Origin of the sequence: Thermococcus pacificus (assembly GCF_002214485.1) — an archaeon.
Taxonomy (GTDB): Archaea; Methanobacteriota_B; Thermococci; order Thermococcales; family Thermococcaceae; genus Thermococcus; species Thermococcus pacificus.
Window position 1 is genome coordinate 627,098 of record NZ_CP015102.1, and the last position, 12,565, is coordinate 639,662.

At 55.2% G+C, this 12,565-nt stretch carries 18 protein-coding genes and 1 pseudogene; 7 read left to right on the plus strand and 12 right to left on the minus strand.

Translation table 11 applies throughout. From position 1 onward, the window contains the following. The first annotated feature begins 21 nt into the window (after positions 1–21). Positions 22–1,080, plus strand: a complete 1,059-nt coding sequence (locus A3L08_RS03455; protein WP_088853707.1) for a glycosyltransferase — start codon at positions 22–24, stop codon at positions 1,078–1,080. Positions 1,081–1,153: 73 nt separating this feature from the next. Further along, positions 1,154–2,842: a DUF4910 domain-containing protein gene (locus A3L08_RS03460; RefSeq protein WP_088853708.1), complete on the plus strand. Its 1,689-nt coding sequence runs from the start codon at positions 1,154–1,156 to the stop codon at positions 2,840–2,842. Here the strand turns inward: A3L08_RS03460 and A3L08_RS03465 are convergent. Both A3L08_RS03465 and A3L08_RS03470 read right to left on the minus strand, forming a co-directional pair. Next, positions 2,839–3,180, minus strand: a complete 342-nt coding sequence (locus A3L08_RS03465) for a transcriptional regulator (RefSeq protein ID WP_088853709.1) — start codon at positions 3,178–3,180, stop codon at positions 2,839–2,841. The genes A3L08_RS03460 and A3L08_RS03465 overlap by 4 nt on opposite strands. Positions 3,181–3,280: 100 nt before the next feature. Further along, on the minus strand, positions 3,281–3,931 hold the full coding sequence (locus A3L08_RS03470) for a metallophosphoesterase (RefSeq protein ID WP_088853710.1): 651 nt from the start codon (positions 3,929–3,931) through the stop codon (positions 3,281–3,283). A gap of 514 nt (positions 3,932–4,445) precedes the next feature. Between A3L08_RS03470 and A3L08_RS03475 the strand changes: the two genes are divergently transcribed. After that, the gene (locus tag A3L08_RS03475; RefSeq protein WP_088853711.1) at positions 4,446–5,240 is read left to right on the plus strand and encodes a nitrilase; all 795 of its coding nucleotides are present in this window, start codon (positions 4,446–4,448) and stop codon (positions 5,238–5,240) included. Here A3L08_RS03475 and A3L08_RS03480 read toward each other — a convergent pair. Next, positions 5,206–6,006: a class I SAM-dependent methyltransferase gene (locus A3L08_RS03480; RefSeq protein ID WP_088853712.1), complete on the minus strand. Its 801-nt coding sequence runs from the start codon at positions 6,004–6,006 to the stop codon at positions 5,206–5,208. The genes A3L08_RS03475 and A3L08_RS03480 overlap by 35 nt on opposite strands. 85 nt (positions 6,007–6,091) lie before the next feature. On the opposite strand from A3L08_RS03480, the gene A3L08_RS10220 reads away from it, so the two are divergent. The 3 genes from A3L08_RS10220 to A3L08_RS03490 are packed head-to-tail and all read left to right on the plus strand — an operon-like array spanning position 6,092 to position 7,273. Further along, the gene (locus A3L08_RS10220; RefSeq protein WP_257789348.1) at positions 6,092–6,220 is read left to right on the plus strand and encodes a hypothetical protein; all 129 of its coding nucleotides are present in this window, start codon (positions 6,092–6,094) and stop codon (positions 6,218–6,220) included. Then, positions 6,205–6,897: a hypothetical protein gene (locus A3L08_RS03485; RefSeq protein WP_088853713.1), complete on the plus strand. Its 693-nt coding sequence runs from the start codon at positions 6,205–6,207 to the stop codon at positions 6,895–6,897. Before A3L08_RS10220 ends, A3L08_RS03485 begins: the two co-directional genes overlap by 16 nt. Beyond that, on the plus strand, positions 6,881–7,273 hold the full coding sequence (locus A3L08_RS03490) for a sigma factor-like helix-turn-helix DNA-binding protein (RefSeq protein ID WP_088853714.1): 393 nt from the start codon (positions 6,881–6,883) through the stop codon (positions 7,271–7,273). The genes A3L08_RS03485 and A3L08_RS03490 overlap by 17 nt, the downstream gene beginning before the upstream one ends. Here A3L08_RS03490 and A3L08_RS10075 read toward each other — a convergent pair whose 3' ends face one another. The 6 genes and pseudogenes from A3L08_RS10075 to A3L08_RS03510 all read right to left on the minus strand — a co-directional run bounded on the left by A3L08_RS10075 (position 7,274) and on the right by A3L08_RS03510 (position 9,508). Then, entirely contained in the window at positions 7,274–7,543 is a 270-nt protein-coding gene (locus A3L08_RS10075; RefSeq protein WP_232461796.1) for a hypothetical protein, read from the minus strand. Next, positions 7,544–7,675, minus strand: a pseudogene (locus A3L08_RS10290) (DUF1648 domain-containing protein); the annotation flags it as partial. Next, positions 7,676–8,065 carry an SdpI family protein gene (locus A3L08_RS10085; protein ID WP_232461759.1) on the minus strand — a complete coding sequence of 130 codons (390 nt, stop codon included), beginning with the start codon at positions 8,063–8,065 and terminating at the stop codon, positions 7,676–7,678. A gap of 1 nt (position 8,066) precedes the next feature. Then, entirely contained in the window at positions 8,067–8,426 is a 360-nt protein-coding gene (locus A3L08_RS03500; RefSeq protein WP_088853715.1) for a PadR family transcriptional regulator, read from the minus strand. Between the two features lie 6 nt (positions 8,427–8,432). After that, entirely contained in the window at positions 8,433–9,164 is a 732-nt protein-coding gene (locus tag A3L08_RS03505; RefSeq protein ID WP_088853716.1) for a YhfC family intramembrane metalloprotease, read from the minus strand. 5 nt (positions 9,165–9,169) lie between these two features. Further along, entirely contained in the window at positions 9,170–9,508 is a 339-nt protein-coding gene (locus A3L08_RS03510) for a YbjQ family protein (RefSeq protein WP_088853717.1), read from the minus strand. 91 nt (positions 9,509–9,599) lie between these two features. On the opposite strand from A3L08_RS03510, the gene dph2 reads away from it, so the two are divergent. Beyond that, entirely contained in the window at positions 9,600–10,628 is a 1,029-nt protein-coding gene (gene dph2, locus A3L08_RS03515) for a diphthamide biosynthesis enzyme Dph2 (RefSeq protein WP_088853718.1), read from the plus strand. Positions 10,629–10,638: 10 nt separating this feature from the next. On the opposite strand, the gene A3L08_RS03520 is transcribed toward dph2, so the two are convergent. The 3 genes from A3L08_RS03520 to A3L08_RS03530 are packed head-to-tail and all read right to left on the minus strand — an operon-like array spanning position 10,639 to position 12,539. After that, positions 10,639–10,896, minus strand: a complete 258-nt coding sequence (locus A3L08_RS03520) for a hypothetical protein (RefSeq protein WP_088853719.1) — start codon at positions 10,894–10,896, stop codon at positions 10,639–10,641. A 1-nt stretch (position 10,897) separates the two neighbouring features. After that, positions 10,898–11,200, minus strand: coding sequence for a NitrOD5 domain-containing protein (locus A3L08_RS03525; protein WP_088853720.1), 303 nt, complete (start codon positions 11,198–11,200; stop codon positions 10,898–10,900). After that, positions 11,193–12,539: an ATPase domain-containing protein gene (locus A3L08_RS03530; protein WP_088853721.1), complete on the minus strand. Its 1,347-nt coding sequence runs from the start codon at positions 12,537–12,539 to the stop codon at positions 11,193–11,195. The genes A3L08_RS03525 and A3L08_RS03530 overlap by 8 nt, the downstream gene beginning before the upstream one ends. Positions 12,540–12,565 lie beyond the last annotated feature (26 nt).

Here is a 12,565-nt window from a genome sequence, read left to right on the forward strand (position 1 = left end):
AGTGCATCGGAGGGAAGGGTAGTGAAGGTCTCGGTTATAATCCCGACCTACAACGAGAGGGAGAACCTCGAGGAGCTCTTTGAGAGAATAAACAGCGCTCTGCGGGATTACGACTATGAAATCATTGTTGTTGATGATGATTCCCCTGATAGAACCTGGGAGTTCGCCCAAAAGCTCTCGGAAAGGTACCCCCTGAAGGTTATCAGACGGACAGATGAGAAGGGCCTCTCCTCCGCTGTAATAAGGGGCTTCAAGGAAGCTGAAGGAGACGTCTTTGTCGTGATGGACGCTGATTTGCAGCATCCGCCGGAGAAGATACCCGAGCTTGTGGAGGCCATAGAAAGCGGAGCCGACATAGCAATCGCCAGCAGGTACGTCCCCGGTGGGGCTGTCAAGAACTGGTACTGGTACAGGAAGCTCATCTCCAAGGGTGCGATAATGATAGGCCGCCTCGCCCTTCCGAAGATAAGGGATGTGAAGGACCCAGTGAGCGGCTTCTTCGCCCTAAAGCGAGAGGTTGTCGAGGGGACCGAACTCAACCCGATAGGCTTCAAGATACTCATGGAGATACTCATCAAGGGGCGCTATAATAAGGTCGTCGAGGTGCCCTTCACCTTCGGCCTGAGGAAGGCCGGCGAGAGCAAGCTGAGCGGAAAGACGATGGTCAGCTACCTCAAGCACGTCTACAGGCTTATGCGCTGGGAAGGTGAGCTGGACAGGATAATCAAGTTCACCCTCGTTGGCCTCTCGGGCGTTCTCGTCAACGAGGGCTTCCTCTGGGCCTTTGTCAACTTCCTGGGCTGGGACAAGATACTCGCCAACATACCCGCGACAGAGCTGGCCATCCTCAACAACTTCACCTGGAACGACCTCTGGACCTTCAAGGACCTCAAGAGAAAGCCCCTCTTGAGGCGCCTCCTGAACTTCCACATAGCCGCGCTCACGGGCGCGGTCGTGCAGTGGGTCATCTACGCGGGCCTTGTGTACATTGGGCTTCACTACCTCATCTCCAACCTCGTGGGCATCGTGGTCTCTTTCACAGTCCGCTTCCTCGTCAACAGGCACGTCACGTGGGGATGATTGTTTTCCTCTCGTTTCTCCTTTCTCCGCTTAGCTTAAATATCCGCTGGCCCTATATTGGATGGGGATACCCATGAGGCGCTTTTTGAAGGAAGCCGAAGTTTTTGACCCGAACAGGGTTCTGCACTACATAGCGGAGATAAGCCAGTTCCACAGGATACAGGGCTCAAAGGAACTCCCTGAGGCGGTCAGGTTCATACGGGAGGAACTCCGCATCTGGGGCATCAGTCCGGAGCTTTACGAGGAGGTCTACGATGGTGAGAGCAGGTATCTCACGCTCAGGGCACCAATAGCATGGGACGTTGTTGAGGGAAAGGTGGAAGTTCTCGGAAAGACCATCACAACCGGGCAGAGCCCCCTCGTCGTCATGGCACACTCTCCGAGTGGGAGTGCCGAGGGCGAGATCGTCCACGTGGCGAGGGAGAAAGACTGGGAAAATGTTGAAGGAAAGATAGTCCTGGCCGGGAAGGAGTGGCGCGAGGCTTACCGGCGCGCAAACGAGAAGGGTGCGGCCGGCTTCATCGCCTACCGGGAGGGAACGGGCAACGCCATCCCCTACATCGGGCTTTTTCTGACGAAGGCGGACCTAGAGTGGGCGCGGATTCCTGCCGTGGCCGTTCCTGAGGGCCTTGCTAAGGAGATGATCAGGAAGCTGAACTCCGGGGAGAAGGTGGAGGCGAAGATCGAGGTCAAAGCCCAGATAAAAGAGCGGGAAGTTCTCCCGATACTCTACGCTGAGATAGGGGAGCCGCCTTTCATTCTCTTCACGGCCCACATCTGCCATCCGAAGCCTGGGGCAAACGACAACGCCAGCGGCAGTGCGATGCTGATGGAGCTCGCGAGGGTTCTCAGCAGGCTCCACGACGGCTCTTCTCGCTTCGGCTTTGCCTTCCTCTGGGTTCCGGAGTACTACGGGACGCAGGCCTTCGTTGAGCAGTATGCGGAGCTGGAAAAGTACTACGCCGTTATAAACCTTGATATGGTGGCTGGAAGTCCGGACCGCTCCGGGTCGACGGTGATGCTCGTGAGGACGCCCCTGTCGAGGTTTTCCATCGTTTCGGGCCTGCTCGAGTACTTCCTTGAACTGGCGAACGAGGGAGGAAAGAGCTTCTCTGGCAGTCCTCTTCCGAGGCTCAGGCTCAAGAGTTTCCCCTACGAGATGGGCAGCGACCACGACGTCTTCAACTTCTTTGGGATACCCTCAACGATGCCGATAACCTGGCCTGACCGCTTCTACCACTCGAGCGAGGACACCGTTGACAAGGTGAGCAAGGAGAGCATAGAGATCATCGGAAAAGCAGTTCTTGCAACGGCCCTTGCCCTCGCGAAGGCTGAAGGGGATGAGCTCCGGCGCTTCGCCAGGGGCTACGCCATGAAGTACCTGGGCGAACTCTCACGGGAGCAGGAGACCGAAGAGGCCGAGAGGCTGGTGATGATGGGCCTCGCGAGGGATTCTGATTTTCTCGGCATCGAGAGCGGGCACCGCTTTGAGGAAAAGCCCTGGCTCGTCTGGGAAATCAAGGGCGTGGTCTCGGAGCGTTTCATACGCGAGAGGGATGAAAAGCTAGCTGAGGAGTTCAAGGAGCTGACGGGGGACAGAAAAGTACTGGCGCACCTGCACGAGCTCCTGATGCTTGGGGAGCTCCTTCCGAAGGAGAGGGCCTTTGAGGCCCTGAAGGAGGAGTACGGAGATGTGGAGGGAGAAAAGCTGGAGAGGCTCGTGATCATCCTGGAGAAGGCGGGAGTTGTGAGGTTCCTTTAGCCCTCGCCGGCTCTGGAGCCCTTTAGCTCCTGCTCCAGCTCGTTTATCCTTTTTAAGAGGTTGCGCTTTATGTTATCGAGGACCTCGCCCGGAGAAACGGCGCTGTAAGTGTAGCCGAGCCAGCCCTGTTCGATGAGCGTCCTCCTGAGGATGCCCTTACGGTAGAGGCTCAGGACATGCTCCCTGACGGAGCGCTCGCTTATGCCGAGCTCTCTCTGTATCTCGGTTATCCTCATCGGTTGTTTTTTCTCAAGAAGAAGTCTGTATATTTTCAGCTCGGTCTTCTTCACCCCCAGCGAACGCAGCAGTGCCTCAAGCCTCTCGTAGACGTCACTCATCACTCTCACCTGATACGTATGTATTCTCACCTATGAAAGATTATCTTCATACTAGGTTATAAACTTTACCCGTGGACTGGACGATACTGGACGTCGGGTTTCACCGGAGCTGGACCCTGCCAACGTAAACCCCTTCCGGCAGAAAGAGGTCCAGCGAGGGGACGCCCCTCAAAAAGGGCACCATTCTTACTCCTTCCCTCACGTCAAAGCCCTCTATGAACGGGTTCACTGTTGGGAGTATCAGAAACTTCCCCGCACGGACGAAGACCTTGGTCTTCCGCGAGACACCCCCGCTCTTGAACGTGTACGCGGGGTGAATGTGGCCGAGGTACGCCTCCCTGAACTCCACCCCCTGCAGGTTCGTGTGCCCGTGAAGGAAGAGTTCCTCGTCCAGCAGGAGGTGCTCGGTGACCTGAACGTGGGGGAACTTTCCGGCGACCTCCTCTATCCTTCCGTCGTGGTTTCCCTTTGTTATCACCGTTGGGATTTCACGCAGGTCCGAGAAGAAGCCCATGAGAAGGCGCTTGACCGTGAAGCTCAGCCCTATTGGCTCCTTCACGTCCCCGAGGATGACGAGCAGGTCTGGGTCCTTCTCGGAAACGAAAGCCGCGAGCCTCTCCTCGAAGTGTGTCCTTATCCTCAGTCCCCTCGATAGCTCGAACCCGATGTGCGGGTCGGCTATGAGAAGCGTCTTTCCATGCGAAGTCTCCATCTCCAGGGAGAGCCTCTCAAGGTCATCAAAAGAGTCCATAGAACCACCGAAAACGTGGAGAAAAAGGAGGAGCATCAGATAAGTCCGCGCTCCTTCCTGCGCTGCCTCTTGAGCCTCCTGATCCTCTTCTTGATCCACTTCCACCTCATCCTTCCCTTCTTCTTCCACTTCCTCGGGCGCCTCTTCATGATCATCACCCCTGAGTTTCTCTCCAGCCTTAGCTCCGGGAGTCCCTTTTTAAGCTTTTCCGTGAGGAAAGGTTTCTCCCTTTCTAACGGCAAAAAAGATACAGAAGGGCCTTTGAGCCGCGAAATGGACGCTGGAGCTTCGGTTTTAGTCCGCCTATTTTTCCGGGGTAAAAACAGCTTCTGCTGGCCAAATATTATGTTTGCCTCGTTCTATTGGGTGTTGCGTTGTGATTCGTATTTCAATCTTCACTTGGCTCCTTAAACACTGGGAAAACGGTAAAAACTCAACTGTAATATTTGACATTTTGCCCCCACTCCGCCGCTAACCTTATTTGCCCCTGGCACGATTCTTTCTAGGTGGTACCATGAAGGTCGCCTACGTTCAGATGAGGCCTGTTTTCCTCGAGCCGGAAGTGAACTACTCGAGGGCAGAGGAGCTGATTCGCATAGCGGCCGACAAAGGCGCAAAGCTCATTGTTCTGCCGGAACTCTTCGACACCGGCTACAACTTCAGGAGCAGGGAGGAGGTTGAGAGCGTTGCTGGAGAAATTCCGGATGGTCCAACGACCCAGTTCCTCATGGAGCTCTCGAGGGAGCTTGGGGTGTTCATAGTTGCAGGAACGGCCGAAAAGGATGAGAATGGGAAGCTCTACAACTCCGCCGTCATAACCGGGCCTATAGGAAGCGGATACATTGGAAAGTATCGCAAGGTGCACCTCTTCCACCGCGAGAAGCTCTTCTTCGAGCCCGGTAACCTCGGCTTCCATGTCTTCAACATAGGCATCGCGAAGGTGGGCGTTATGATTTGCTTCGACTGGTTCTTCCCCGAATCGGCGAGGACTTTAGCTTTGAAGGGCGCTGACATTATAGCCCACCCGAGCAACCTCGTGATGCCCTACGCGCCGAGGGCCATGCCTATAAGGGCTTTGGAGAACAGGGTTTACACGATAACCGCCAACAGGGTTGGCGAGGAGTTCGGGCTGAGGTTCATAGGCAAGAGCACGATAGCCTCACCGAAGGCGGAGGTTTTAGCCATGGGCAGCGAGGACGGGGAGGAGGTCGGCGTGGTGGAAATAGACCTCGAACTCGCGAGAAACAAGAGAATAAACGAGATGAACGACGTCTTTAGGGACAGGCGGCCGGAGCACTACTCACTTTGAGCTCCGCCACCTTTTTATCCGGTTTTTTGAAGACGAGGATCTTCCCAACACCCCCAACCCCGTGTTCCTCGCGCCCTATGAGTTCGTACTCCCTGAAGAAGACGCTTCCAATGGCCAGCTGCGTCGCTATGTCCCAGTAGTGGAAATCCACGGTGCTTACCTTCCTGAAGCCCGGGAGGAGGTAGTAGCCCCGTTTGAACGTGCCTCTAAGGATGTCGTAGCCCTCGTGCATCGAGGCTATCGTATGGTCGCCCTTGCGCCCCTCAATCAGGAACTCTCGGTAACCGGCCCTGTAAAGTATCCAGTAGACCCTATCCATGTCCTCTATCATGAAGACCCCGTCGTCGCTGAGGACAAGTGCGACGTTCGCGAACAGTTTTACAGCGTCAAAGGGGTCGAAGTGCGGCATCGTGTAACCCCAGAGAACCGCTACGTCATGCTCGCCTGCGAGTTTGGCAGCTTCCCTCGCGTCCCCCTGAACCGTTCTGAGCTCCGGGTTTATGCCCGCCACCTCAAGCCACTCGCGGGCAAGCTCGAGGTCATCGCTTCTCGCATCTAAAACCGTTAGGAGCTTTGCACCGGTAGCCTTCGCCAGGGCAACTCCGGCTATCCCCGTGCCGGCGCAGAGGTCGAGGACCCTTCCGTTCCGGGGGAGCCACTCAAGGGACTCGAAGAACTTCAACAACTCTCCAAACCGCTCCCTGGCCCTCCCGTCACCCGGGTTCATCCGCCAGTTTATGTGGCGGTAGAGTTCCTCGAGAGACATGGCATCACCACAGGAAAGAGTGAGTCGGATAATTTAAGGTTATCGAAAGGCTTAAATATTTTGTCAATTTACTTAGGTTGACAAGGTGAAGGGCATGAAGCTTGGCCGTGTTATGAAAGATGAAGATCCCATACGCAGGTATGCTCCTTTCAGGGTAAAAATTGAAGACATAGGAGGGAGACCCCCGGAGGTGTTGAGATGCCACTTAGAATAGTGGACCATCCGGTTGTTCTCATGCCCTTCCTACTTCTTGCGGTGTCCCTCCTAACAGGCGAGAAAGTCAGCTGGATTCTCATGGGGCTTTCTCTCTGGCTTATCGTCTACATTTCCTTCACGGGCGAGGCCAAAATAGAGGGCCAGAAAATAGTCATCAGGATTGGAAGACCAATCCCCCTCGCCAAAAAGGAAATCCTCCTAGACGAGGTGGTTGAGGTCATAGAACTACCTGGGGCATATGGAATCAGGATGATCGGACAGTTTCAAAGGCCTTGGGTTCCCATAGGGTGTCTAACAACTGGACTATTCGTGGGGATCCTCCTGCTTCTTAGGGGAGAGTCCTACGGAATTTTCTGGATGTATATCTCACTGCTCTCGTCCCTTGACTACCTCTTTAGGCCGGTAGATAAGAGAATCCGGGTTGTGGCTTCTGGAATCATCTCCCTATTCTCGGCACTGGCGTTCTTTTACCTCCGGCATCCCGAGTTCAGTTTGGGTGTTATCGCCTACGGCTTCTTCGATGTTATCTCCAGCGAGGATTATGGTCAAGACGCGATCATAATCAAAACCGAAAATGAAAAGATAGTCCTCCTCGGAGAGTCAGCCTCCAAGGAGAGATTTCTGAAGGGGCTTAGATCCATCATAGTGGGTGGTTTGAATGCTCAGACTCCCTGAGGGCATGGAACGCGTCTGGCTCATGAGAGCTAAAGGAATGCGCGAGGTTGAGATAGCCGAGACCCTCGGGATATCGAGGCAGGCCGTAAACAAGGCATTGAAGGATGCCCGGGTCAAGCTCTTTGAAGCGTTCTTTGGCCTTGCCGAGGTCTTCTCGTGGGACGTGGTGAGGGTCAACGCCGAGAAGGGCTTCATGGTGGCGAGGGGGAAGTGCGGCGATGAGAACGTTCGCGTTTACGCCTTCTACCTCCCGGGAAGGGGGATAAGGGCCTTCTTCAACGGCGAGTTTCCGGAATACATTCTCCAACACGCGATTAGCATCGGCCTTATATGGAAGAAGGAAAGGGCTGAACTGGTGAAGGTCCTCGAGGGATGACTACTTTGCCTTTGCCAGCCGGTATATCCCAAGGAAAACGAATGCAAGGAATATCCACGCCGAATAGCCTATCCACTCCCCTGGGATTGCCCCCACGTTGTAGAGGATCACCATCGAGAAGACTACGATCAGCCCGAGGCCCATCAGCGTGGTGAACTCGGCCCAAGCTTTCCAGTCGGCTGGGGAGAAGTGCTTCATCCTCGCGAAGAATCCGGGGTCCCTTCCGAGCAGGGTGAGGCCGAAGAACATGGCCCAGACCATCATAGGCACGCCCACCGCTCCCCATGCCCGCGACATGAAGCCGTTTGGGTTTCCAGATGCGTCGAAGTGGGACGCCATAGGCTCCGGTAGGGAGTTCCAGTTGACGGCAACGAGCAGTAGATAGAGGCCGAGGAAGGCCAGCTACACGAGCAGGTAGGGCTTTATGTTCGCCTCTATTCTCTCCCCCGTGGGTTTTTCTGGGGCTTCCTCCGAGAGTTCTTCAAGCTCGTACGTTCTCTTGGCCACAGCCACGGATACACCCACGCCGGCAAGGACCCCGACGATGAGGACGATGAGAAAAGCCCCTATTGAAGCCCCTGCAATGGCCATGATGACGAGAAAGAGGGAAAACCCCACGAAGAACAGCCCTCCAGCCGTGTTTGCCTTCCGCCACGCTTCTTTCGACATGTAAGTGTAGCCTATCCTAACCCCAATAAAGGGGTTCTGTCTGTTCCGGAAGGCCAGGGTTAAGAGGCCTGCAGCTAGGAGGGTCAGGCCTATGAAAACCTCAAAGGCGGTTTGAAACTCCACCCTACCATCCCCCGTTCACCTTCTCTACGACCATCACGGTCTCCCTGATTTCATCCCTAAGCTCCCCCAAAACCTCCCTCCCAAGCTCGGTGAGGCGGTAGTACTTCCTCGGCCTTCCGTCCGCTTCGGCCCACTCGTCCTCCACAAGGCCGAGCTTTTTAAGTCCCTTCAGGATGTCGTACAAAGCCCCTTCACTCGGGACGAGCCTCCCACCGCTAAGCTCGCCGAGCCTCTTCCTTATCGCGTAGCCGTGCAGTTCGCCCTCCCTTTCTAGAATGGAAAGAATTAAGTAGGAGTAAAGGCCGGAGCGGAGTTCCTTTCGGAGCTTCTTGAGGGCCTTCTCCTTCGGGTTTCCGAGCAAGCTTTCTCACCATATGGGCCTTTCTTCCACTTCTGGCTCACTGAGTGCCTTTAACGCCCCGTAAGCAAACACTAGGATTCCAACAACCGCAACGGCGGCCTCCAGGAAGTAGGCTAGGACGTTTAACGTGTGAACGGGCCGGGGCTCCATAAAGAATGCCAGCTGGAAGTATGCCGCACCTGTGTCAAGTACCGTGTGGAGGCCAATCATGTAAAGGAGTCCCCTCTTTCCCAGGCCTTTTTGGGCGTAGTAGGCTAAAAGAACCGCGGTTCCTACGTGGAAGAGGGTCGTGAAATAGCGCTCGCCCATGGAAACGAGGGCGTTCAGAAGGGGCACTTCCGGTGAGAGCCCGCGGGTGATCAATGGAATGGCTGTGGCGATGGCTATCACAACTGCCTCAGTCACGCCAAAGCCGAGGCCAACGAAGACGGCCTCACGGAGCCTTCTCTCCCTGACGAGGTAGTACTTAACGCCCTCCTGGACAAAGCCAGCGGCTAATCCAAGCCAGAGTGCCACAGCAACCGTGAAGGCCGTTCCCCTCGCCACAACGTCCGCGTTTGACCTGATGCCGATCCCCAGGAGGGGGAGCTGCTGAACCGGGTTCTGGACTATCATCGCAAGGAAAAACGCTGCCAGACCCAGAATGAACTCGGCCCACCTCTGCTTTCTGAAACCGACTGCATAAACCGTCGCCCAGGCGAGTAAGGCCCCCAGAATGGTAAATGGGAACGGGTACATGGCCCTCACTCCTTCTCGACGACGACGGCCGTTCCGTAGGCGTAGACCTCCGCGACGCTCGAACCGACGTTTGAAGTGGCAAAGCGGACGTCAACGACCGCGTTGGCCCCCATCTCCTTGGCGTGAAGCACCATTCTTCTCAAAGCTTCTTCCCTCGCCTCGGCCATCATCTCAGTGTACTCTTTGACTTCACCGCCCTTGATGTTCCTGAGGACGGCCATTATGTCCCTCCCAAGATGGGTTGCCTTGACGATGCCCCCTCTGGCAATGCCCTTGACCTCGACTATCCTGTAGCCGGGGATTGCCTCTGTGGTGACAACAATAACATCTTCAATGGTCTCCATATCGGTCACCCCTATACCTCGAACTTCGAGGTATATTTGGTGGGGAGAAGTATTTAAAGCTTTCCCGCTGAGAGTGCATAGGTGCGAGACAATGCATGAGATACCTTTTGAGGAGATACTTCAAAGGCTTCTCGATCTTAAAGCTAACCGTGTTCTCATTCAGACTCCAGAGGGCCTGAAGGGGGAGGCACAGGCATTAGCGGACTTCCTTGAGAGGAATGGGATAGAGGCGATAATAAGCGGCGACATCAACTACGGCGCCTGTGACCCGGCTGATACAGAGGCCAAAAGGCTCGGCTGCGGCGCCCTTATCCATCTAGGCCACAGCTACATGGCGCTCCACCTCGAGGTTCCGACGCTCTTCGTGCCGGCCTTCGCGAAGGTCGACGTCGTTCCAGCCCTCGAGCGGAACATTGAAGAGATTAAAAAGCTCGGGAAGAAAATAGCGCTTGTAACAACGACCCAGCACATCCACCAGCTTGAAAGGGCGAGGACGTTCTTGGAAGAGAACGGTTTTGAAGTCCTCGTTGGGAAAGGCGACTCTCGCGTCAGCTGGCCTGGACAGGTTCTCGGCTGCAACTTCTCTGCCGCGAGGGTCAATGCCGATGGGGTTTTATTCATTGGAGCGGGTTATTTCCACCCGATAGGCCTTGCAATCTCAACGAGAAAGCCCACACTCGCGGTAAATCCCTACTCGGGCGATGCAATATGGATGGACAAAGAAGCTGAACGGCTCATCAGGAAGCGCTGGGCGCAGATAGCGAAGGCTATGGACGCGGAACGCTTTGGCGTAATCACGAGTACCAAGAAGGGACAGTTAAGGCTTGCGGAGGCGAAGCGCGTGGTAAAGCTCCTCCGCGAGCACGGGAAGTACGCTAAGCTGATAGCGATGAACCACATAAGCTACCCGGCTTTGGAGGGCTTTGACTTCGATGCCTATGTCGTCGTCGCCTGCCCGAGGGTCCCGATAGATGACTACGAAAACTGGAGGAAGCCGGTGCTCACGCCGAGGGAGGTCGAGATACTCCTCGGCCTGCGCGATGACTACGAGTTCGACGAAATACTCGGCGTTGAACGAAAGGAAGATGAACCGCCTGGGATATCTGTTAAGGGGTTGTGATTTCCACCATTCATTTCTTAGATACCAGCTCTATGGCCCTTATGACATCTTCCTCTGTTCTAACCCTGATGCCGAGGCCCTTCTCGTCGGCCATCTTCTGGAGCATCGCCCTCGTCGGAAACTCCCCCAAATATCTTACGAGTGTCCTGTAGACCTCGTGGGGGTCTGTTTCATTTGAGATATCCTCTATCGCTCCTTCAAGGCCCTGGAGCATTATGCTGAGGAAGTCGTACTTGGTTTTGAGGACCTCGAGTATCCTCTCAGCCATATCACTCACCCACGTAGCTCTTCAGGGCCTTTAGGAGGCCTTCCTCACTCTCCTCTTCAACACTAAGGTGGAGCTCCCTCACCAGGCTCTGGAGGAACATCACGGCCGCGAACTCCCCGAAGAGGTCCTTGACGGCGTCGTAGAAGAGCTCCGGATCCCTCCCGGCGAGCTCAAGGGTTTCCCCGTATTTTGCCTTCAGGTACGCCTCCACGGCAACTAAGAAGTGGGGGCCAAACTTGGTGAGGAGTTCCCTGGCGGTGGCGACAACCATCCCCCTGTTTATCTCGGAGTGGAACTCACTCAATCCTTATCCCCCCTTCCCCTATCGTGAAGCGCCTCAGCGTTGGGTCGCTCTTCGAGCGCCTGCTCTTCAGGACTATGATCGCGCGCTCAAGCGTCTCCCCTATTGCCTTGGGGAAGGTGTACATGAGGAACACCAGGTTGTCAACGAGGGTGCTGAACCCGGTCCTCACCATTTTTTCCCATCCTGCACCGGTGTACGTTAGGACGAGAGTTAGAGCGCGCTCCTTTGATAGGAGCTGGAGGTAGCGGAGGGCCTTGGTGAACTCCTCCTCGTTCATGTGAGCCTGCATCGCGGACAGGGAGTCTATTATGAGCACGTCGGCATTTTCTCGCTCCACGAGGGACTTTATCATAACGTAGTACTCAACCGGAGTCTTTGCCTCTGGCACCAGGGAGAGTATTTTGAACTCACCTTCGAGGCCCAGCTTCTCCTTTGCATCCCTTAGCCCCTCAGCAGTTTCCTCGAAGGCTATGTAGAGGACTCTCTTTCCTGCCTTCGAGAGGTTCGCGGCTATGTTGAGGGCCAGTATCGTCTTTCCTGAACCTGTTGGGCCAGCAAGAAGCGTTATGCTACCCTCGTAGAGGCCGCCCCCGAGTAAGTCATCGAAGCCGGGTATGTTCGTCCTGATGCGCTCTCTTCTCTTCTCCTCTTCCACAAACTCAAGCTCTGGAACGGCGAAGACCTCTATGCCCTTATCTGTAATCACGTACTCGTATGAGTAGCGCTCAAGGGGCCTGTTGCGCATCTTGGGTATCCTCATGTAGCGCCGAATTATCTCGCCGTACTTCTCCATCTCAAGGACTATAACCCCGTCCGCCACGAACTCCTCGATGCCAAAACCTATACCCTTTCCACCGTAGGGTATCTCGTCGATAAGGAAAACGAGCATGTTGAGCGCGTTCACGAGTCTGCCCACTATCGAGTGCAGGAAGGCCCTGAGGTGTATCTCACCAAAAACCTGGCCGAAAACAGTTATGGAGTCGAAAACGACTATGTCCGGTTTCCAGTCCACCAGATCGGTGACGAGGTAGTCCACGAAGTCCTCAAACTCATCCTTCGGCAGGGTGAGCATGTCGTAGAACCTGAAGAGGCCCTTTTCCTCCATCTCCCTGAGGTCTATCCCCTGGTTCAGCGCACCCTCATAGAACTGCTTCTTGGTCTCGGCGAAGGAGATGTAGGCTCCCTTTAGGCCCCTCTTCATGTTGTTGTAGAGAACGTGGAGCATAAGGTGGGTCTTACCCGCCCCGGGGTTTCCGGCTATTAAAACCGTCGAACCCCTGTTGAAACCGCCGCTCAAAGCCCTGTCAAGGCTCTCTATGCCCGTTGGTATGATTTTCATGTCTCTTCCCCCCGGAAAGGTTAATG

Coding starts and splice junctions, on each gene's coding strand:
- A3L08_RS03490 (WP_088853714.1), top strand. CDS start 6,881: ATGCTCAGACTCCCTGAGGGCATGGAACGCGTCTGGCTCATGAGAGCT.
- A3L08_RS03480 (WP_088853712.1), bottom strand. CDS start 6,006: ATGTCTCTCGAGGAACTCTACCGCCACATAAACTGGCGGATGAACCCG.
- A3L08_RS03470 (WP_088853710.1), bottom strand. CDS start 3,931: ATGGACTCTTTTGATGACCTTGAGAGGCTCTCCCTGGAGATGGAGACT.
- A3L08_RS03485 (WP_088853713.1), top strand. CDS start 6,205: ATGCCACTTAGAATAGTGGACCATCCGGTTGTTCTCATGCCCTTCCTA.
- A3L08_RS03520 (WP_088853719.1), bottom strand. CDS start 10,896: ATGGCTGAGAGGATACTCGAGGTCCTCAAAACCAAGTACGACTTCCTC.
- dph2 (WP_088853718.1), top strand. CDS start 9,600: ATGCATGAGATACCTTTTGAGGAGATACTTCAAAGGCTTCTCGATCTT.
- A3L08_RS03460 (WP_088853708.1), top strand. CDS start 1,154: ATGAGGCGCTTTTTGAAGGAAGCCGAAGTTTTTGACCCGAACAGGGTT.
- A3L08_RS03505 (WP_088853716.1), bottom strand. CDS start 9,164: ATGTACCCGTTCCCATTTACCATTCTGGGGGCCTTACTCGCCTGGGCG.
- A3L08_RS03510 (WP_088853717.1), bottom strand. CDS start 9,508: ATGGAGACCATTGAAGATGTTATTGTTGTCACCACAGAGGCAATCCCC.
- A3L08_RS03465 (WP_088853709.1), bottom strand. CDS start 3,180: ATGAGTGACGTCTACGAGAGGCTTGAGGCACTGCTGCGTTCGCTGGGG.
- A3L08_RS03475 (WP_088853711.1), top strand. CDS start 4,446: ATGAAGGTCGCCTACGTTCAGATGAGGCCTGTTTTCCTCGAGCCGGAA.
- A3L08_RS03530 (WP_088853721.1), bottom strand. CDS start 12,539: ATGAAAATCATACCAACGGGCATAGAGAGCCTTGACAGGGCTTTGAGC.